16 protein-coding genes are annotated in these 19,850 nt (G+C 66.3%); 11 read left to right on the top strand and 5 right to left on the bottom strand.

Features of this window, described 5'->3' with window-relative positions; genetic code table 11:
* The 10 genes from FM111_RS09830 to FM111_RS09790 all read left to right on the top strand — a co-directional run.
* Window positions 1-491, top strand: a 491-nt coding sequence (locus FM111_RS09830; RefSeq protein ID WP_143276089.1) for an integrase core domain-containing protein, incomplete at its 5' end; no start/stop codon positions are given.
* Between the two features lie 18 nt (window positions 492-509).
* Window positions 510-1,268 (top strand): hypothetical protein, encoded by a 759-nt coding sequence (locus FM111_RS16380; RefSeq protein ID WP_179205073.1) that lies wholly within the window; start codon window positions 510-512, stop codon window positions 1,266-1,268.
* 584 nt (window positions 1,269-1,852) lie between these two features.
* Window positions 1,853-2,173 (top strand): hypothetical protein, encoded by a 321-nt coding sequence (locus FM111_RS09825; RefSeq protein WP_143276087.1) that lies wholly within the window; start codon window positions 1,853-1,855, stop codon window positions 2,171-2,173.
* Between the two features lie 56 nt (window positions 2,174-2,229).
* Window positions 2,230-3,483 carry a TolC family protein gene (locus FM111_RS09820; protein ID WP_025977016.1) on the top strand — a complete coding sequence of 418 codons (1,254 nt, stop codon included), beginning with the start codon at window positions 2,230-2,232 and terminating at the stop codon, window positions 3,481-3,483.
* Window positions 3,483-4,685, top strand: coding sequence for an efflux RND transporter periplasmic adaptor subunit (locus FM111_RS09815; protein ID WP_025977017.1), 1,203 nt, complete (start codon window positions 3,483-3,485; stop codon window positions 4,683-4,685). Before FM111_RS09820 ends, FM111_RS09815 begins: the two co-directional genes overlap by 1 nt.
* Window positions 4,686-4,696: 11 nt before the next feature.
* On the top strand, window positions 4,697-7,918 hold the full coding sequence (locus tag FM111_RS09810; protein ID WP_025977018.1) for an efflux RND transporter permease subunit: 3,222 nt from the start codon (window positions 4,697-4,699) through the stop codon (window positions 7,916-7,918).
* Window positions 7,919-7,941: 23 nt separating this feature from the next.
* On the top strand, window positions 7,942-8,517 hold the full coding sequence (locus FM111_RS09805; RefSeq protein ID WP_234288684.1) for a cation transporter: 576 nt from the start codon (window positions 7,942-7,944) through the stop codon (window positions 8,515-8,517).
* Complete coding sequence (locus FM111_RS09800; RefSeq protein WP_025977020.1) at window positions 8,514-9,155, top strand: methyltransferase family protein; 642 nt, start codon at window positions 8,514-8,516, stop codon at window positions 9,153-9,155. Before FM111_RS09805 ends, FM111_RS09800 begins: the two co-directional genes overlap by 4 nt.
* Before the next feature lie 171 nt (window positions 9,156-9,326).
* The gene (locus tag FM111_RS09795; protein WP_025977021.1) at window positions 9,327-11,828 is read left to right on the top strand and encodes a heavy metal translocating P-type ATPase; all 2,502 of its coding nucleotides are present in this window, start codon (window positions 9,327-9,329) and stop codon (window positions 11,826-11,828) included.
* 5 nt (window positions 11,829-11,833) lie between these two features.
* Window positions 11,834-12,271 carry a DUF305 domain-containing protein gene (locus FM111_RS09790; RefSeq protein WP_025977022.1) on the top strand — a complete coding sequence of 146 codons (438 nt, stop codon included), beginning with the start codon at window positions 11,834-11,836 and terminating at the stop codon, window positions 12,269-12,271.
* Between the two features lie 425 nt (window positions 12,272-12,696).
* Here FM111_RS09790 and FM111_RS09785 read toward each other — a convergent pair whose 3' ends face one another.
* Window positions 12,697-13,131: a MerR family transcriptional regulator gene (locus FM111_RS09785; RefSeq protein WP_025977023.1), complete on the bottom strand. Its 435-nt coding sequence runs from the start codon at window positions 13,129-13,131 to the stop codon at window positions 12,697-12,699.
* 237 nt (window positions 13,132-13,368) lie between these two features.
* Between FM111_RS09785 and FM111_RS09780 the strand changes: the two genes are divergently transcribed.
* Entirely contained in the window at window positions 13,369-14,019 is a 651-nt protein-coding gene (locus FM111_RS09780; RefSeq protein ID WP_025977024.1) for a cation transporter, read from the top strand.
* Window positions 14,020-14,432: 413 nt separating this feature from the next.
* Here FM111_RS09780 and FM111_RS09775 read toward each other — a convergent pair whose 3' ends face one another.
* The 4 genes from FM111_RS09775 to FM111_RS09760 are packed head-to-tail and all read right to left on the bottom strand — an operon-like array spanning window position 14,433 to window position 19,664.
* Window positions 14,433-14,918, bottom strand: coding sequence for a hypothetical protein (locus FM111_RS09775; protein ID WP_143276086.1), 486 nt, complete (start codon window positions 14,916-14,918; stop codon window positions 14,433-14,435).
* Window positions 14,919-14,944: 26 nt separating this feature from the next.
* Window positions 14,945-17,371, bottom strand: a complete 2,427-nt coding sequence (locus FM111_RS09770; protein WP_087140747.1) for an AAA family ATPase — start codon at window positions 17,369-17,371, stop codon at window positions 14,945-14,947.
* The gene (locus FM111_RS09765) at window positions 17,368-17,952 is read right to left on the bottom strand and encodes a hypothetical protein (RefSeq protein WP_025977027.1); all 585 of its coding nucleotides are present in this window, start codon (window positions 17,950-17,952) and stop codon (window positions 17,368-17,370) included. Before FM111_RS09765 ends, FM111_RS09770 begins: the two co-directional genes overlap by 4 nt.
* Window positions 17,949-19,664, bottom strand: a complete 1,716-nt coding sequence (locus FM111_RS09760; protein ID WP_025977028.1) for an SIR2 family protein — start codon at window positions 19,662-19,664, stop codon at window positions 17,949-17,951. Before FM111_RS09760 ends, FM111_RS09765 begins: the two co-directional genes overlap by 4 nt.
* Between the last annotated feature and the right edge of the window lie 186 nt (window positions 19,665-19,850).

Genomic DNA, 19,850 nt, shown 5'->3' with positions numbered 1-19,850 from the left:
GCGAGTGCCTGGCGGCGATCCCCGACACCTCGATCTCGGGACGCCGCGTCGCGCGTGAGCTGACCGCGCTGATCGCTCGGCGGGGCCGCCCTGCCATGATCGTCAGCGACAACGGCACGGAGTTCACGTCCACCGCCATACTGGCCTGGGCGCAGGATCATGGCGTCGACTGGCACTACATCGCGCCGGGCAAGCCGACCCAGAACGGGTTTGTGGAATCCTTCAACGGGCGGATGCGCGACGAACTTTTGAACGAAAGCTTGTTCTTTAGCCTCGACCACGCCCGCCAGAAGGTCGCTGCCTGGGCGCTGGACTACAACACCCGCCGGCCGCACTCATCAATCGGCTACCTCACCCCGGAGGCTTTTGCCGCCAGTCTGACCGCAACAGGCCGACCCGCTGCGCAGGATGAAAGCTGCGCGGTCCGGCCTGTTGCTCATCCCACGCTGCGAGGCGTAACTAACCCAAGGACTCTGGTCGCCGCTGGATGAAAACTCAGGGGCACGTCAGTGGCCAATTCGGCCTGTGGTGAATTGTCTGCAATGGCGCGTAATGAGGGTATCTCGCTGCCCCAGTACGTTGCGGACCTAGTCTCGATGCGCGCCGCAGTCGAGCTAGTCGCACCATCCCCAACATGGTTGGCCATCCCGATCGATGTGGCCGCCATACAATTCACGCCATCGCCCGAGCTAGCTGAACGGATCGAGGCGCTCAGCCAAATCACTGGCCAGCATCATGACGTCATAGTTAGTAACCTCGCCAGCGGAGGTCCTCCCATGCCGCCGCCCCAACTACCACTAGGCTATTTGCGTACGGATCCAGGGCGCGGACGGATATTCGGTATGTATTTCGAGATTGCAGGATTCCAGTACTCGCTGATGCGCCATTTGGGGGGCGATGCGTTTCGCAATAGCCAGGCGTTGGATGCTGCATTTCTGGCGTTGGCTTCGCAGGCCGCGAGCACGGGGAAATTCATGAACGAGTCGATCTCCGAGGCCGCACGGCAGTTTGCTACCAAAGTCGTCATGATCGCCAATAGGCGGAGCGTTTCCCCTAGGGATGTAACGATGGCGGGTCGAAGCAAGGCAACGACCGGGCGCCGGGCCTCAACGGCATCCGAGACTGAAGGGGTTTCAAAAGCCGATCAGAACAGCGTTCCTAGACGCGCCAGTTCGCAACCTGCACATCAACCACGCGGAGGTGATCCTTTTGCAGCTTTCAGCGAGTGGCATGAGGATATCGACACCGAAGCATATAAGAACCTGTAATGACGCCGGTTCACGACGTTCAGCTTCACATGGCCGCGCGAATGAACGCAGCCCTTGCCTCAGAAGGTCCAAGCGCCGCACTGCTGTGTTTTATCGAGGACTTAGAGGAGTTTGGGTTGCTGGGGGATGTAGCGAAAGCAGCAGGGTTGACGTCACAGAGAGTTATAGGACTCCTCTCCGGCAAGCGAAGTCCACCATTCGCTACAGTCGTTACTCTATGGAAAGCGGCTGGGCTTCGGATCACGTTCAAAGCTGCACCAACAAGAGAAGGTTGATACTTCCGTAAATAAGGTAGCGGACGCACTCGCCTGTCAGGGATTGGCGTCCTAGCATCGTTAATAACCGCTGCCAGAAATGATCTGCGGATGATCCGACCAGGGCTTAAGGCACAGCCAAGCCGTCTGGATTTGGATGTCAGCGCGGTTGAAGACTGGAACGGGCTGTGCTGGGGCCTTACCCAGCCTGAGGTTGTTCATGCGTAGGTATCGAACAAGATAAGTCGGCTCCAAAGCGAACCTTATAACAGATTGCCATGGTTGCCTGACACCGTTAGCTACGCCCTGATGTCTCGGTCGATAATCAGATTGGCGAGAATTTTTGCGGCGCTGACCTTGGTCATCGCCGTCTTCGCCGTGATTCCGGCGACCGATGCCGCAGCCTGCGCCCCCGAGATCCCCGCTCTCGAGCAGGTGCTCGATGCTCATCCCGGCGATACGCATGACGGCCAGGGCGCCGAACCTGGGGCCTGCGCACACGGCCATTGCCACCATACGGCCAGCGAGCGTCACGCCATCCCCGAAGTCGACGTGACGGCGCCGCATGCGCCTGCCCCGCGCTTGATCCCCGGCGACGACACGACCGTGTCCTTCGCCCCCAACGGCCTCAAGCGCCCTCCCAGAGCCTGATCAGAAGCCTGCGCCTTCGCGCGCCCTCCTTCTGAATCAATTCTGGAAGTCCAAACATGTCTCCGACAATTCGTCGTCGGCCGCGCCTCGCGGCCGGCTGCGCGCTGGTCGTGCTCGCCGCCCTTGCGGCCGGGCCGGCCTGGGCCGAGCCTGCGCCCGCCTATGCCGAACTCCTGGCCCGCCTGGACCAGACGCCGGCCGCATCCGAAGCGGTCGCCCTGGTCGACGCCGCCGAGGCCCGTGTTCGACAGGCCCGCGTTCGGCCCAATCCCAATCTTTCCCTCACCGCCGAGAATGTCGGCGGCTCGGGTCCCTACTCTGGTTTCGGCGCGGCTGATCTCAGCCTCTCCTTCAGCCAGGATCTCGAACTGTGGGGGCGCAGGCCGGCGCGAGTGAACGTCGCCCGGGCCGAAGCAGGATCAGCGGCTCTTCGTCGCGACCTGACCCTCATTGACGCTGGCGGCCGACTGGCCCTGACCTACGCCGAGGCCGAAGCCGCCCAGCGCCGGACCCAACTGGCCGAGGAAGGTCTTTCCCTGGCACTGGCGGACGCGCGCGCCGCCCTGGCCCTTGTCGAGGAAGGACGCGAGCCTCTCCTGCGCGGGGTCCAGGCCGAGAGCGAAGCCGCCGCCGCCCGGGCCCGCCTGGACGAAGCCCAGGCCGAACGCCAGGCCGCCCTAGCCCGACTGACTGCTGTCGCCATGCTGCCCGCTCCGGCCACCTCGATCGAGGCCAGCCTGCTCGACGCCGCAGTCAGCGTCCAACCGACTCCGGTCGACAGCGCCCCGACGGTCCGTGTCGCGGAGTCCGAGGCCACGGCCGCCGAGCGCCGCATCGAGGTCGAGCGCATCAACGGCCGACCAGACGTCACCGCCAGCGTCGGCGTGACCCGGTACGGCTTGGAGGACGAGACCGCCTTGACTGTCGGCCTCAGCCTACCCCTGCCCCTGTTTAATAGGAACCGCGGCAATATTGATGCGGCCCGAGCCGAGTTCCGCGCCGCCGAGGCCCGCGTCCTCCAGGCGCGGCAGGACGCCAATGCAGACCGGTCGGCCGCGACGGCCCGCCTCGCCTCCTCAGGCAGCCGTGTCTCGGCGGCCGACGCAGGGGTGAAGGCGGCCGAAGAAGCCTACCGCCTGTCGCGGCTCGGCGCAGACGCCGGACGCATCTCCCAGCTCGAACTGCGCGTCAGCCGCACCGCCCTGATCAACGCACGCTCCGCCGCCGTCGACGCTCGCCTCTCGCGCGTCCGCGCCGAAATCGATCTGGCGCGCCTGGAAGGCCGCGCCCCGTTCCAAGGAAACTCCTGATGCGCCTCAAGACATCCAACAAGACCCTGTTGATCGGCGGCGTCGCCGCCCTGGTCCTTCTGGGCGGCGGGGGGCTCTATATGACCCTGCAGAAGCCGACGGCGACGCAGGCGGAAAAAGCCGCTCCGCCGAAGGCCGCGGACCAGGCCGAGGGCGAAGCGGGCCACGCCGACGAAGGCGAGACCCCGGAAGGCGTGGTCGAGCTCAGCGCCGAACAGCTCAAGGCGGCCGGCATCTCCGTCGTGGCGGTGTCCCGCGGCGGCGGCGGCGAGACGCGCCTGTCCGGCCGGGTCGAGGCCATGACGGACGCGCGCGCCGCCGTCGGCGCCATGGTCGGCGGCACGGTCGAGCGCGTGCTGGTGGCGCCGGGCCAGGCGGTTCGCGCCGGCCAGCCCCTGGTCAGCCTCGTCAGCGGCGAAGGCGCCGCCCTGCGCGCCGATATCGACGCCGCCTCGGCGGCGGCGACGGCGGCCCGCCAGGCCTTCCAGCGCAACCGCAACCTGGCCGACCAGGGCGTTGTCGCCCGTCAGGAGGTCGAGGCCTCCCAGGCCCAGGCCGCCAGCGCTGAGGCCATGGCCCGCGCCGCGCGGGCGCGGGCGACGGCCGCCGGCTCGCCCAACGCCTCGGGCCGGATGAGCGTGGTCAGCCCCATCTCGGGCGTTGTCACCAACGTCCAGGTGGGCCCGGGCGGCTTCGTGGCCCAGGGCGGCGTGGTCGCCGAGGTGACCAATCCGGCCCGCGTCGAACTCGTCTTCAACGCCCCGCCGCAACTGGCGGCCCAGGTCCGTGTCGGCTCACACATGCGCGTCACCGGCCCACAGGGCGAGTTCGACGCCCTGGTGGTCGGGGTCGCGGCCGACGCCGGCTTGCAGGATAGCGGCGCGACCGTGATCCGCGCCCGTCCGGACGGCGGCGGCCTGCCGCCGGCGGGTTCGCCCGTCACCGGCGCCGTGGTCACCGGAAATCCTGCCGGCGACGCCCTGACCGTGCCGTCCGAAGCGGTGCAGACAGTCGACGGCGCCACCGTGGTCTTCGTCCAGAATGATCACGGCTTCCGCGCACAGCCCGTCCTCGCGGGCCGTCAGGCCGGGGGCTCCACCGAGATCCTGCGCGGCCTGACCGGAGCCGAACGCGTCGCCTCGACCAACGCCTTCCTGCTCAAGGCCGAACTGGCCAAGGGCGAAGCCGAGCACGGCCACTAGGGGGAGCGACAATGTTCAAAGCCATTATCGAGGCGTCCGTCCGCTTCCGCTGGTTCATCGTCCTCGCCACGACGCTGGTCGCGGCCTGGGGCCTGTTCCAGCTCACCAAGCTGCCGATCGACGCCGTGCCCGACATCACCAACCGCCAGGTGCAGATCAACACCGTGGCCCCGGCCCTGGCCCCTGAACAGATGGAGCGCCAGGTCACCTATCCGCTGGAAACGGCCATGGCCGGCATTCCCGGCCTGCAATCAACCCGCTCCCTGACCCGCAACGGTTTCAGCCAGGTGACGGTCATCTTCACCGACCAGACCGACATCTATTTCGCCCGTCAGCAGGTGGCCGAACGGATGGCCCAAGCCCGCGAAAACCTGCCCGAGGGCGTCGAGCCCGGTCTGGCCCCGATCACTACGGGTCTGGGCGAGGTCCTGATGTGGACGGTCGACTTCAAGCCTTTCGACGCCAAAAAGGCGCGGGTCGGCCAGCCCGGCTGGCAGCCCGACGGGGCCTATCTGACGCCCGACGGCGAGCGGCTGGCGACCCCCCAGGCGAGGGCGACCTATCTTCGCACCGTGCAGGACTGGATCATCGCGCCGCGCATGCGCACGGCCAAGGGCCTGGCGGGCGTGGACGTCAACGGCGGGTATGTGAAGGAATACGCTGTCCGTCCTGACCCCGCGCGCCTGGCCGGCTACGGCCTGGGCCTCAACGACCTGATCCAGGCCCTGGACCGTGCCAACAACCAGGCGGGGGCCGGCTATGTGCAACGGGCGGGCGAAGCCTTGACCGTCCGCACCGACGCCCTGGCCCAGACCATCGAAGATCTGGCCCAGGCCCCCGTGGTCAACCGCAACGGCCTGGTCGTCCGCGTCGCCGACGTGGCCGTGGTCGAGATCGGCCAGGCGCCGCGTCTGGGCGGGGCCAGCCGCGACGGCCATGAGGCGGTCATCGGCACGGCCCTGATGCTGGCGGGCGAAAACAGCCGCACCGTGGCCCAGTCGGCTGCGGACCGGCTCCAGGAGGTGGGCGCCAGCCTGCCGCCCGACATCGTGGCCGAACCCGTGCTGAACCGCAGCGCCCTGGTCAACTCCACCATCAAGACGGTGGCCAAGAACCTGACCGAAGGGGCGCTGCTGGTCATCGTCGTGCTGTTCCTGCTGCTGGGGAACATCCGCGCCGCGACGATCACGGCCCTGATGATCCCGATCAGCTTCCTGTTCGCGGTCATCGGCATGAACCGTTTTGGCATCAGCGGAAACCTGATGAGCCTCGGCGCCCTCGATTTCGGCCTGCTGGTCGACGGCGCCGTGGTGGTGGTCGAGAACACCCTGCTCATGCTCAGCCAGCGCCGAGCGGATGTGGGCCGCGCCCTGACCCGCCACGAACGTCTGGGCGTCGCCGCCAGCGCCGCGCGCCAGATGGTCAAGCCCGCCGCCTTCGGCCAGCTGATCATCCTGCTGGTCTTCACCCCCCTGCTGATGCTGGAAGGGGTCGAGGGCAAGACCTTCATCCCCATGGGCGCCACGGTCATGCTGGCCCTGGTCGGCGCCTTCATCTTCTCCTTCACCTTCGTCCCGGCCATGACGGCCCTGCTCGTGCGCGAACCCAAGACCGTCCATGTCGATGACAAGGGAGAAGCCCTGGAGCATGAAACCTTCCTGCTGCGCCACGCGCGCCGCTGGATCGAACCGGCCATCCGTGCGGCCGTCGATCGCCCCAAGGTGGTCCTCGCCGCCGCAGTCGGCGCCCTCGTGATCGGCGGCGTCGCCTTCACCACGCTCGGCCGGGAGTTCATCCCGACCCTGGACGAAGGCGACATCGCCATGCAGGCCCTGCGCGTGCCCTCGGCCTCGCTGGAGCAATCCCTAGCCATGCAGATGGCGCTGGAGCGTGTCATCAAGGCCCAACCCGAGGTCAAGACCATGTTCTCCCGAACGGGGACCGCGGAGGCGGCGGTCGACCCCATGCCGGCGAACATCTCCGACGCCGTCATCGTGCTGAAGAACCGCAAGGAATGGCCTGATCCGAAACTGCCGAAGGAGGAGTTGATCGCCCGCATCGAAAAGGCCGCCTCGACCCAGCTGGGCAACAGCTTCGAGTTCAGCCAGCCGATCGAGCTGCGCTTCAACGAGCTGATCTCGGGGGTCCGCACCGATCTGGCCGTCATGGTCTATGGCGACGACTTCGCCCAGCTCCAGGCGACGGCCGACCAAGTGGCCAACGCGCTGCGCGCCACACCGGGCGCGGCGGACGTTCGCGTGGAGCAGGCGTCAGGTCTGCCGACCCTGACGGTCAGCGTCGACCGCTTCGCGGCGGCCAACTACGGCCTGGCGGCTGCGGACGTGTCGGAAGCGGTCTCGGCCGCTGTCGGCGGCGCCGAGGCGGGGCAGATCTTCGAGGGCGACCGCCGTTTCGACGTCGTGGTCCGTCTGGACGACGCCCAGCGGAACGATCCCGCCGCCCTCGCCGCCCTGCCGGTCACGACCTCGACCGGCCTGACGGTGCCCCTGTCCTCGGTCGCCCGCATCCAGGTGGCCGAGGGTCAGAACCAGATCAGTCGCAACGACGGCAGCCGCCGCATGGTGGTCCAGGCCAATGTGCGCGGCCGCGATCTGGGCGGCTTCGTCGGGGACGCCCAAGACAGGGTCGGCGCCCAGGTCAAGCTTCCGACCGGCTATTCGCTCAAATGGGGCGGGCAGTTCGAGAACCTGAAGCGGGCCGAACAGCGGCTGGGCCTAGTCATCCCTGTGGTCTTCGTCCTGATCGGCATCCTGCTGTTTATGGCCCTGGGATCCTTCGCGGAGGCAGGGCTGGTGTTCGCCTGCGTGCCTCTGGCGCTGGTCGGCGGGGCGCTCGCCCTCCTGCTCAGGGGCATGCCCTTCTCGGTCTCGGCGGCGGTCGGCTTTATCGCCGTGTCGGGCGTCGCGACCCTGAACGGTCTGGTGCTGATGCAGGCCATTCGAGAGCGGCTTCAGACGGGACAGAACCCGCACGACGCCGCCCTCTTCGGCGCCTTCAGCCGCCTGCGCGCGGTCCTGACCACAGCCCTGGTGGCCATCGTCGGCTTCATTCCCATGGCGATCGCTTCGGGAGCCGGCGCTGACGTCCAGAAACCCTTGGCCACCGTGGTCATCGGCGGCCTTCTGACGGCCACGGCCCTGACGCTGCTGGTCCTGCCGACCTTCGCCGCCAAGGCGGTCCGTCATCGCAAGGCAGAAGGGATCGAGGACTGATGGGCGGATCCCAGGAACAGGAGATGCTTCAACGTCGCACGCTTCTCGTCGTGCTGGCGCTCAACGTCCTCCTGTTCGTGGGTCTCGGAGTCGGCGGCCTGTTCGCCGACTCCAGCGCCCTCCTCGCCAACGCGCTCGACAACGGCTCCGACGCCGCGGTCTATCTGATCAGCTTCCTGGCCGTCGGTCGGGCGATGATCTGGAAAACCCGCGCCGCCCGGTTGTCGGGGATCATGCTGCTGATCTTCGCCGCCGGCGTCCTGCTGGACGTCGGACGGCGCTGGATCGTCGGGACCGAACCGGTCGGCTGGACCATGATGGGCCTGGCCGTCATCGCGGCGGCCGTGAACCTGATCTGCCTCGCCTTGCTCAGGCGTCAAGACGGCGACGACGTCAACCTGCGGGCGGCGCGAACCTTCAGCTTCAATGACTTCGCCTCGAACGGGGGCATCCTCGTCGCCGGCGGACTGGTCATGGTCATGGATCAGGCCTGGCCGGATCTGGCGGTAGGCCTGATCGTCGCCGGCATCGCCTTCAAGGGCGGAATGGACATCCTCCGCGACGCACGCAGCGTCGCAGTTGAAGGAGCAATCTCGTGAATCTTCCCGAACAACACGGGCGTGACGGCACCGCCGTCCCGATCGACATCCAGGGCGTCCAGAAATGGCGCAAGCTCTTCATCCTGGCGGGCCTTTTCGCTCTCCTGGCATGGACGCCCCTGGTCAGGGCCCGCCCCGAATTTGAACACCCCGTCGAACACCTCGGCCTTATCGCCATCATGATCTGCATCTTTGGCCGCGCCTGGTGCTCCCTCTACATCGGCGGTCGCAAGAAACAGGAGATCGTCTCGAACGGCCCCTATTCCCTCTGTCGCAATCCGCTCTACGTCTTCAGCTTCATCGGCGCCTTCGGCGTCGGCGCCATGTCGGGCAGCCTGACCATCGGCCTTGTGTTCGCCCTGGCCTGCTGGGGGGTCTTCCGGGCGGTCGTCGAAAGGGAGGAGCGCTTCCTCGCCGGCGCCTTTGGCGCGACCTATGAACGGTACCGCCTCCGGACGCCGCGTTTCCTTCCGGATCTCCGTCTGTGGCGCGATGAGGCGGAACTCACCGTCCGACCCGCCTTCTTCCTTCGCACCCTGAGAGACGGCCTCGTCTTTCTTCTCGCCCTGCCCCTGTTCGAATTGCTGGAAGGCCTGCAACAGTTCGGCTGGTTCAGCGTCATCTTCCAACTGCCCTGAGACGGAGCATGGAACGCCAGCGTCTTGTGACCTCTCTCGCGGCGCTTCTTGCGGCCCTCGCCTTCCTTGCGGGCGCCGCCGTTCGCCTCGCTTCGCACGAGCGCGACGTCCAGGCCGAGTCACGCGCCCCCTAGCCTTCAGCCCCCTCTTCCGCATCCGAGGAGTTCAAGCATGCCTAGCACCGTCAGACTCGACATACCGGTCCTTCTCCCCGAAGCGCCCGACGCCTTGGACGCCTGCGTCGAGCGCCTCGTCAAACGCCTGACCGGCGCGCCCGGCCTGTCCCAGATCCACGTCGCGGAATCCCCGACCGGGCCCCAGCTCTGCCTGCACTACGACGCCAAACTCCTGTCGCCGGACGAGGTGCGCCGCAAGGCGCTCCAGGCCGGGGTCGAGATCAGCCGTCGCTTCGGCCACCTGGTCGGCTGGACCCAAGGCGTGCGCCATGCGCGGCACGCCCGTTCGCTCGAGGCCGACCTCAAGGCGGAGCCCGGCCTCCTTGAGGTCGGCCTCGACGCCGCCGGCGCGGTCCGCGTCGAGTTCGACCAGAACCGGATCACCCGCGACCAGCTGATCAAGACGCTCGCCGGCCACGGCCTGACCTTCTCCCCCCAGCCCTTCCCGGCCAGGGCTGAACACGCCGCAGACGACCACGCCGGCCACGACCACGATCCCGGGAAGGAGGATCACGCCGACCATGATCACGCCCACGGAGGGATTTTCGGCGCCAACACCGAACTGATCTTCGCCCTTGCCGCCGGCGGCACCCTGGGCCTCGGCTTCGCCCTGGAAAAACTGGCGTCGGGCCTGCCGGGCTGGATCCCGCTCGCGCTCTTCCTCAGCGCTTACGGCCTGGGCGGCTTCTTCACCGTGCGCGAAGCGATCGACAACCTCAGGCGCAAGCGCTTCGAGATCGACACCCTGATGCTGGTGGCGGCGGCGGGGGCGGCGGCGCTCGGCGCCTGGGCGGAAGGCGCCCTGCTCCTCTTTCTCTTCAGCCTCGGCCACGCCCTGGAGCACTACGCCATGGGCCGGGCCAAGCGCGCCATCGAGGCCTTGGCGGAACTCGCCCCGCGCACCGCCAGGGTGCGGCGTGACGGCGAGGTGATCGAGATACCGGTCGAGGCGCTTGAAGTCGGCGAGGTGGTGGTGGTCAGGCCCAATGAACGCCTGCCCGCCGACGGCTTCGTCATCAAGGGGGCCACCAGCATCAATCAGGCCCCCGTCACTGGGGAGAGCATGCCGGTCGACAAGCAGCCGGTCGATGATCTCGCCGAGGCCCGGGCCCGCCCCGCCTCCATCCTCGCCGCATCCGCCGTTTTCGCCGGGACGATCAACGGCGCCGGCGCCATCGAGATCGAGACCACCCGCAAGTCCAGCGACACCACCTTGGCCAAGGTCGTGCGCATGGTCAGCGAGGCGGAGACCCAGAAGTCGCCCACACAAAGGTTCACCGACCGGTTCGAGCGCGTCTTCGTCCCTCTCGTCCTGGGCCTGGCCTTCATCCTGCTCTTCGCCTGGGTGGTGGTCGACGAACCCTTCCGCGACAGCTTCTACCGCGCCATGGCGGTCCTGGTGGCCGCCAGCCCCTGCGCCCTGGCTATCGCCACGCCGAGCGCCGTCCTGTCGGGCGTCGCCCGCGCCGCTCGCGCCGGCGTCCTGATCAAGGGCGGCGCGCCGCTTGAGAGCCTCGGCGCCGTCGACGCTATCGCCTTCGACAAGACCGGTACCCTGACGGAAGGCCGCCCGCGGATCACCGACGTCATCCCCGTCGACGGCGCCGACGAACGCGCCCTGCTGACGGTGGCGGTCGCCGTGGAACGGCTCAGCGATCACCCCTTGGCTGAAGCCATCGCCCGGGACGGCGCGGCGCGTCTCGACGGCGCCGCCGTCCCTGCCGCTTCAAGCCTGCAGAGCCTGACCGGCAAGGGCGTCGCCGCCGAGCTCGAGGGCGTCACGGTCCAGATCGGCAAGCCCGAGATGTTCGGATCGGACGGCGTGCCGGTTCTGAGCGTCCAGGCGACCGAGGCGGTCGATCGCCTCCGCGCCCAGGGCCGCACCCTGATGGTGGTGCGCCAGGGCGAACGCGATCTCGGCGTGATCGGCCTGCTGGACACGCCGCGTGCGGCCGCGCGCGACGCCCTGACAAGACTGAGAGCCCTGGGCGTCCGGCGCATGATCATGATCTCGGGCGACCACCAGAAGGCGGCCGAAGCCATCGCCGGCCAGGTCGGCCTGACGGAGGCCTGGGGCGACCTCATGCCGGACGACAAGGTCGAGGCGATCAAGCGCCTCCGCGCCGAGACCAAGGTCGCCATGGTCGGCGACGGGGTCAACGACGCCCCCGCCATGGCCACGGCCACGGTCGGCGTGGCCATGGGCGCGGCGGGCTCCGACGTCGCTCTGGAAACCGCCGACGTGGCCCTCATGGCCGATGATCTGTCCAATCTTCCCTTCACGGTCGGCCTGAGCCGTCGCACCCGAACCGTCATCCGCCAGAACCTGTTCGTCAGCCTCGGCGTGGTCGCCTTCCTCGTGCCAGCCACCATCCTCGGTCTCGGCATCGGCCCGGCCGTCGCCCTGCACGAAGGCTCCACCCTCTTAGTGGTGTTCAACGCCCTGCGCCTGCTCGCCTACCGCGATCGCCAGGCGCCCGCATCCTATCCGGGATAAAGCCCATGAAACGCCTTAGCTGGCTCACCCTCATCGCAGCCTTCCTGGCGGCTGCAGCCTTTCTGTTCGGCATGATGTCGCGTCAATCCCCGCCCGATCGTCCGGCGGCTGCGGCCGTCCAGCCGATCGACGAGCACGCCGGCCATGCCGACGCCCTGGGAGACGCGGCCTCGACCCGCTCTTTCAAGGAGGCCAATGAACGTCTTCACCAGGCCACTGACATTCGCTGGACCGGCGACGCCGACGTCGACTTCATGCGCGCCATGATCGCTCATCATGAGGGCGAGATCGCCCTGGCCCGGATCCAGTTGCAGCACGGCTCCGACAAGGACGCTCGTGGGCTGGCCCAGGACCTCATCCGGGCGCGCGACACGGAAATCCTTCGAATGCGCCTCTGGCTGGCGCGACGCGAAACTCAGCCTGCGCCGGAGAGCGGCGCCTGACATGGCGCGCACCGTTCGATGGAAGGAAGGCCGGCCCGGCAAGCGTCGCGGCAGACGCCCTCCGCCGCCCCGGCCGAACCCGCTTCTTGACGGGCTCGCTGTCCTGACGGCGAGCTTGGTGAGCGCCGGCGCTGTTCTCACCTTCGCCATCTTCTGCTTCAGCACGCTCGGATGGCCGGTGCACGTGGTATAGGCGTCGGCCTTCCCCTCCTTGCCCTGGCCGGTCTGCGGCTCGCTCCACGCGCCCGTCCGGGCCTAGCCCTGACCCTTCTGTTCAGCCTGCTCTGGCTTGGAGGCTCCGGCTTTCTCTACGCCGTGCGCGACGACCTGAATCCTTTACGCCACTATCACGGCCCGCCCGGCGCGGCTCACGGCGACGCCGGCGCTTCGCGCCCAAGCGAGGCCTCCGGTCCCTCAGGTCATGCTCAAGGCGCCGAGACGGCGTCCTCTGGCTGAGGCGTCTCACGTAGGGCGTCCAGCACCCGACAGTCCTCGACGGTCGTCCGGCCGCAGCGATCCAGGACAGAGACGAGGGTGTCCTCCAGCCGACGCAGGTCCATGATCTTGGCGCGCACCTCTGCAAGATGCTCCATGGCGACGGCGTCGGCCGCCCCGCAAGGGGCAGAGGTGGGCCCTCCTGACAGGCTCAACAGGCTTCGGACAGCATCCAGGGAGAAGCCGAGATCTCGCGCGCGCCGCACAAAGGCGAGCCGGTCCAGATGGTCCTGGCCATAGATGCGATGACCGCCTTCGCCACGACGGGGTGCCTCGAGGACGCCGATCCGCTCATAATAACGGATGGTGACCACCTTGCACCCCGTGCGCCGCCCCAGATCGCCAATGGAGAAATTCTCGGCCATGCCCTTGAACCTATACCCGCTATAGGTCGCATATCGGTCGGCGAACCCTATTCGCAACCCTGGTTCCTCATGTCCGACTGCTGCCCATCCTCCGCAAAGCCCTCTTCCGATGCGCCGGAGAAGGCCGTCTGCTCGAGCCGGCCACCCTCTCCCGCCCCCACAGACGCCCAGTACTGTTGTTCTGGACCGACCGCCTGCGGCTCGACCAACGAGACTGAACCGGCACCGACTGCCCATTTGGCGGGTGACGACTGCTGTTCGGCCAAAGGGGACGAGATCGCCGCCCTCGGCGCCCATGCCGACGTGCGTCGTGTCCTGATCCTGGTTCTGGCGATCAACGTGGTCATGTTCTTCGCCGAATTCGGCGCCGGCCTCGTCGCGCAGTCCACCGCCCTGATGGCTGATTCGATCGACATGCTCGGCGACGCCTTGGTCTACGGCCTGAGCCTCTACGCCCTGAACCGGAGTCTGCGGTGGCGCGCTGGCGCCGCCTTGGTCAAGGCGGGCGTCATCGCCGCCTTCGGCGTCTGGGTCTTCGTGGAGGTCGTCCGCAAGGTGGCGGGCGACGTCACTCCGACCGCTGAAACTATGGGCCTGTTCGGGGTGATCGCCCTCGTCGCCAATCTCGTCTGCCTGGCGCTGCTCTATCGCCACCGGAACCGGGACGTGAACCTGTCCAGCACCTTCGAGTGTTCGCGCAACGACGTGATCGCCAATACCGGCGTCATCGTCGCCGCCGGAGGCGTGCATCTGTTCAGCGCCGGCTGGCCTGACATCCTGGTCGGCGGCGTGATCGCCCTCCTCTTCTTCCGGTCGGCGATCAAGGTGCTTCTGCAGGCGTGGCCCCAGTTCCGGGCCGCCCGTCCTCAAGCCATCTCCTTAGACTGAACATATCAACGTTCGCTGCGAGCAGCCCTGAAGGGACTGGCGGCGAAGTTTGTACACTGGACCATGCGTCAGGAGAGATTTTTTGCCGGATCGTCCTGACCGGGCCTCATCGGCAGGTGCCCTGCCAGAGCTCCCAGTGTCGATGGCTGGCTGATTGATGCCGACGGTGGGCCACGGGGCGAGCCAGCTAAGCGCCAGAAGCGGACATTGGCTCCGGTGCGTGAAGCAGACACCTTTTTCTTTCCTCGGTGTTTTGTCTGCTAAGAGCTGAACGAACCGCTCAAACTCGATGATCACGCGCGCAGCGCCTTGAAGCCGGCCACGCCGAGATCGCCCCCGGTGGACCGCAACCCTTCGGGCAGTGGCGGCGGCGTTTCAGTCATTCGATCTCCTATGAGGCGCGGGATCCGGTGTCAGGCCGAAATCTCGGTGCGGCCATTCCAAAAGGCAATGGCGTGGGCTGTCCGATTGTCCGACGGAATGACAGGCGCAGCGAAGGTGTCGCTCGCCAGCAGATACAGGAGAGTCGCCAGTCCCTGCTTACGGAAAGCCGGTTCAACCTCGATCGTGCAGCACTGGACCTTGCCTTGGTCGCCGCCGAAAGTGGCGTGGGCCATAACGACTTGCCTTGGGCCGATCACGGTGAACCAGATCGAACCCATGCCGTGAGGCACTGCGACCGACCTGTCGTCGTACTGATGCCTGGCCTCATGGGTGGTGGATAGTCCGTCGGGGACCTCAGCCACCAGGATCTCCACACCGGGACGATCCGGATCTTCCAACGTATAGGTTTCGTATTCAGTGATCGGTTTCGGCACGCGGACCTTCGCTCCTCTGAAATGGCGAACCAGACGATAGAGGGCGCGGACAAGCGCCGAATGGCGAAACGCGTCGATCAATCGACCCAGCCGTGATGCCAACGTCCTCAGGCGGCGATCGCCTGATCGGTTTCAAAGCCGAAACCCTTCGGATCGGCCGAACTCATTCCATCGGGACCGCGGGTGATCTCCACCGTGAGCAGACTATCGCCCGAAAAGGCTGGACTGAGCTCCAGAGCCAGATAGTCAAACAGGGCGCGCTCATGCACGGCGATCACGATCTGGCGGCCAAGGCGTTTGGACAGGGTCCGGAGCAAGGCGGCGAACTGAGCGATGTGGACATCGTCCATCGACTGCACAGGATCGTCGAGAATGAGCCACGGCTGTTTGGCGGGCACGGACAAATGCAAGGCTAGGAAAAGGGTCAGGGCCGCCGTGTTCAGGTTTCCCTGGCTGAGCATTGCCCCCGGGTTACCGTAGCCGACACCAGATCGGTGGAGCGTCTTCAGATGCGCCTCGGTCTTGCCTTTGACGGTCTTCAGTTCGAAGGCGGGCACGAAGTTTTCGGTTGGGGCCAGCCGCACAAACAGGTCGCGCCATCTGTTGTTCAGAGAGGTGTTGAAGACCGTCGTCACCAGAGACGATCGGATCTTGTCCGCAGCATCGGCCACAGCTCTGCTCGTCAAGCGCCTGGCGTTGGCGGTCTGGGACGCCGCTGCGATCCGGACGGCCTTGGCTTCCTGAACCGCCAACTCGGCGCGCAGACGCTTGAGCCTCGCGGCCGCCTCTACCTCCATGCTCAGGAGCGATCGTGCCCGGCTACGCGCGCTCAAGTCCGCCTCGGCCTGTTCGGCGCGCTGCGATAGGGTGGACGCCGCCACCTCGAACGCCTCCGCCACGGTCGGGTAGGCCGCGAGTTCAGTCGAAGTGATGTCCCGCACGATCTGATCCGCCCCGGCGACTGCGGACGCCGTGTCATCCTGAATCCGGTTCATCGCATTCAACCGGGAGCGCGCGGAGGCCAAATCATTCATGATGCTCGCCCCCACGCGAGCATTGACTGTCATGGCCGCCAGATCGACCAGGGCGCCGTTCAGTTTGGGGATCCGGCTCGCCAGGTCAGCTCGCTCCTGCTCTGGAAGCAGTTCGCGTTCGGAGCTGAGCTGCTGGCGCTGGGCCTCGGCCAGGCGCTTGGACTCCGCCGCGCGCTCAGTCGCCAGCGACTGAAGACGGCTCGCTTCGCTTGTCAGATCAGCGATCCGGCTCGCGATGAACGCTGAAAGCGAGCCCTTTTTCTCTTCCTGGAAATCGCGTGCGCAGACCGGGCATGTCTCGTCATGAACATGCGGCGCGACGGATGCCAGCGCCTTGGCGAGAGACTGGGCGTCGGCCGCGCTCTTGGCGAGTTCAGCGTCGATTTCAGCGATCCGCACATTGGCGCGCTGAATGGTCGCCTTCACGGCAGTCAGTGTGTCCGCGGCCGTTTTCGCGAGCGTCAGCAGGGCCTGGCATCTCACTGTCTCGGCGCGCGCCCGGGTTTCCGCCTGATCGCGCGCCTTCATTGGGTCGGTGGCAAAGGGCGGCAGGTCGGGAAGGATGGGCGCGAGCAGGGTTTCGATGTCTGCGAACCGCGCGCCGTCGGTCGTCTGCCATTCGGCCAGCCTTTTCGACGTCGCGTCCAACGTTTGTTCGAGCTCTGCGCGTCGCGCGGCGGGATCGCCCTCTCCGCGCTGGGCCCAGGCCTGTCGCACGCGGTCAAGATTGGCCTGCAGCCGCCCCACCAGACCGAGTTCGGCTTCCTCGAGTCCGGAATCCATCTCGAAACCGCGACGTTCCTCCAAGTCTTCGGGCAGCTCGAGCAGCGGGTCGACCTCATTTAGAAGGTCGTCCAGCGCCGAACGGCGCTCCTTCCAGTTCGTCTCGGCGAGTTCGGCGTTCTTGCGGATCGCGTCGATGTCTTGGTTCACACCGTTCACCAAGCCCTCGAAGCGGCGATACTCGGGCACGACGTTTCTGATACGCGTGACATTGTGAGCCGACATCAGGCCATCGATCAGGGCGTCCAGGGGATCGAGCCCCAGCAGCTCATTCACGAACTGGGTCAGCCGGGATGACGATCCGGTCGACTGGTCATCGTAGAGCTCAAGCAGCCTGCTGAGCGCGGTCTGAGGCAGGTAGCAGCGATTGGCGAAGAACTTGGCCTGTTCGGGATCTAGGAGGGGCGCGGCGGTGAAAGTCTCACCAAACGTCACGCTTCCAGAGGTTCGCCCGCCGTCGAGCGCCGCCGTCGTCTGGAGCTCGATGGATCCATGACCAACGTCGACGTGCGCCATATGAGACTGGTAAGGCTTACCCGCCTCGGCCAGGTGGGAAATCTGGCCGGTAAGTCCCAGTTCGATGCCGGTCAGGACACTGGTCTTGCCCATGCCGTTGGAGCCATGGACGAGCACCACCTGGGCGTCGAGGGGAACGACAACAGGCCCTTTCAGGCTTCTGAAGTCATTGAGAACGAGATTCTTGAGACGGGGCGTCATGCGGCGCTCTCTTCGTCGAGCACGGGCAGAACAGCGGCCCTGATGCTCGCTGCAAAAGCCAGTTCGACGGCCTCGGCATTTGTGTAGCTGGCTTGGATCAACTGGGCGACCAGTTCCTGGTCCTCTTGCTCTGCAAGAGCCTTCGTCAGGTCCGCTTCCCAGACGAGAACAGCCTCCGCGCTGGAGGGGCCTTCGAGCGGCAACAGGACCGAGAGCCAGTCACGCACGGCACGATCCGCATCCTTGCCGATCTGGGATCCGATCGGGAGCACCCGACAGACTTGGCTCAACGTCCTCAAGGTCTCGGGGGTGGTCTGACCCGAGGTCAAAACGGCGGTGACGGGGCGTTTGGACTGCAGGACATCCAGGGCACGCGTAAGGCCGAGAACACGCCGGATGAGATCTTCATCCCTCTTGTCGCTCCGCACCTCCATGACGACGACAAGGTCATTGGCGCGCTCGCCGGCGACCAAAGCATGGGTGAAATCGAAGTCTTGGGAGCCCACACGCAGAGGCTTGGGCAACTCCTTGTAGCCGCCGTCTTCCTTGAGGATGCGGACAACGTCTTCCGTCGTACTCATAGCGCGGCCTCCCAACGGAACGAGCGCACCAGATCGTCGGTATTGGCGGCCTTGGCCAGCATCGGACCGAACTCGATGAAGCGCGCCTGCGGCTTGGCGTTGCGATAGACGCCGCTTGGCGACCGGGTCTGCCGTGTCCTCAACGGAGCCGCGCTGACGACCACCACGTCCGGATCGGACTCGTTGAACGCACCGGCCTCCAACAAGCCGTTGATGACGTGGTCGTTCGCCGCGAAGAAGACGCGAGCCGCTGCCCCGTCAGTCCCGATGCGCAGCGCACCACTCGTGGTCTTCTCCGGATTGTCTAGGTCGATCGTCCAGTCGCCGGTGCTGGCGATGTCGCCGATGACGCCGAGCGCCGTCGCAGCCTCGCGCTGGCCGGTCGCCTTCAGCCCGATGGCGTCCTTCATCCGGGGCACCGGGTCGCTCGACATCGGGAAATATTTGAGGCGTCCGGCCGGGCTCTCGCCGATTTCAACCTGGTGCCGGACCCGGGCGACCGCGGCGGCGACATGGCGCATCAACACCAGGAGATCGGACTGGCCAGCCTCCGCCGCCTTGTCCCGGAGGTGTACGATTCCGTTGTCCAATCTCTCACGATCGTCGGGCCCAAGATTCGGAGCGGCTGCATCGGACGCCAGCACCTGCAGTTTCTGGGTCAGGATGTGCAGAACGATCGCCGGCAACAGCGGCCGACCGTAGGATTCAATCAAGGAGGAGGTGCAGATATCAGTTCGGCTCTCCGACCACTCTTCGGTGCTATAGATCCCTTCCAGGATGTCCTTCTGATCCTGAGTCAGGGCGTCGTTCGAGAACACGACGGCGGGCGGTTCTTTCCACGGCCAAGGCTTATCGCCGCCGACCTTCTGGAACATGTCCCGGATGTTTTCGTCCTGCCCAGACAGGCCGATCATCAGGGTTCGGGTCGTCTGGATCAGCGCGCCCAGCTGCTGCCGGACGATCGTGAAAGCGTTCTCGTATTTCCACCGCCCGATCTGACCGGAACGCGCGATCAAAAGCGGGCGGTAGATCGCCTCGCTCTCGATTGCGCGAAGAGCGCAGCCATGGAATTTGTAGAGCTTGGCTGCCGCGCCTGCGGCGTTGCGCAGATCATCGCCGGTGACGGTGATGGCGAGGTGTTCCTTGGGATAGCCAAGCTCGACGATGGCGCCCTCGATCAGGCCGTCCCAGTTGGCGGTGGCCAGTTGAGGCGCAACGCCTTCGAGAACAAGGATGGCCAGCGCCAGATGCTCCAGGTCGGGATCCTGGTCGGCGAAAGTGTTGGGGAAATCGAGACCGGTCCAGAGCAGGAAGTCCTGCTTCTCGCCCTCGATGTCGATCGAGAGGACCTCCGAATACTTGTTCCACAGCCGCCCCACGATCGGTTTGAGCTGGTCGGCAGGCCACTCTTTCACGGGCACGGTGAGATCCAGGGCGGCCCGTTGCGCCACGTCGAGTTCAGCGAGCGTCAACAAGGTTTCCAGCGCCTGATTGAACTTGCAGTCCGCAGCCGCGGTCCGCTTCGCTCTGAGGAACTCGATGAGTTTGGCGATCACGCCGTCCGATCCGCTCAGTCCGATAACGCGGCCGCGAGAGATTCCGGACCCCAGCCAAAGAGTGTAGCCGGCCGATCCGATCTCACTGACGACGGCGGCGTGGGGCCCGTCGAGAAGGGCGAGCGCCTCGGGAAGAGTAATCGTGTTCGCGGCCAAACGTGTTCCCCCTGAGGTAGAAAGCTTATCCTAATCGGACCCTGTGTCAAAATCGGTCGTCCCGACCTGACGGTGACGAACAGCCTCGGGGCTCACTCACAGATGCTTGCTAGCCGCCGGCTCTGGGTTTGGACCAAGCATGAAACACACAGATAGAATTCGCCTTGTATTCCGCGACCTTGGACG

This window comes from Brevundimonas diminuta 3F5N, from assembly GCF_900163625.1.
Lineage (GTDB): Bacteria > Pseudomonadota > Alphaproteobacteria > Caulobacterales > Caulobacteraceae > Brevundimonas > Brevundimonas diminuta_A.
The sequence above is the reverse complement of the archived record's forward strand: the minus strand, read 5'-3'. Positions and strand labels throughout refer to the sequence as shown.

Bases quoted from the DNA above. Each gene is read 5' to 3' on its own strand.
- FM111_RS09820 (WP_025977016.1), top strand. From the start codon at position 2,230: ATGTCTCCGACAATTCGTCGTCGGCCGCGCCTCGCGGCCGGCTGCGCG.
- FM111_RS09815 (WP_025977017.1), top strand. From the start codon at position 3,483: ATGCGCCTCAAGACATCCAACAAGACCCTGTTGATCGGCGGCGTCGCC.
- FM111_RS09810 (WP_025977018.1), top strand. From the start codon at position 4,697: ATGTTCAAAGCCATTATCGAGGCGTCCGTCCGCTTCCGCTGGTTCATC.
- FM111_RS09805 (WP_234288684.1), top strand. From the start codon at position 7,942: ATGCTTCAACGTCGCACGCTTCTCGTCGTGCTGGCGCTCAACGTCCTC.
- FM111_RS09795 (WP_025977021.1), top strand. From the start codon at position 9,327: ATGCCTAGCACCGTCAGACTCGACATACCGGTCCTTCTCCCCGAAGCG.
- FM111_RS09790 (WP_025977022.1), top strand. From the start codon at position 11,834: ATGAAACGCCTTAGCTGGCTCACCCTCATCGCAGCCTTCCTGGCGGCT.
- FM111_RS09785 (WP_025977023.1), bottom strand. From the start codon at position 13,131: ATGGCCGAGAATTTCTCCATTGGCGATCTGGGGCGGCGCACGGGGTGC.
- FM111_RS09770 (WP_087140747.1), bottom strand. From the start codon at position 17,371: ATGACGCCCCGTCTCAAGAATCTCGTTCTCAATGACTTCAGAAGCCTG.
- FM111_RS09765 (WP_025977027.1), bottom strand. From the start codon at position 17,952: ATGAGTACGACGGAAGACGTTGTCCGCATCCTCAAGGAAGACGGCGGC.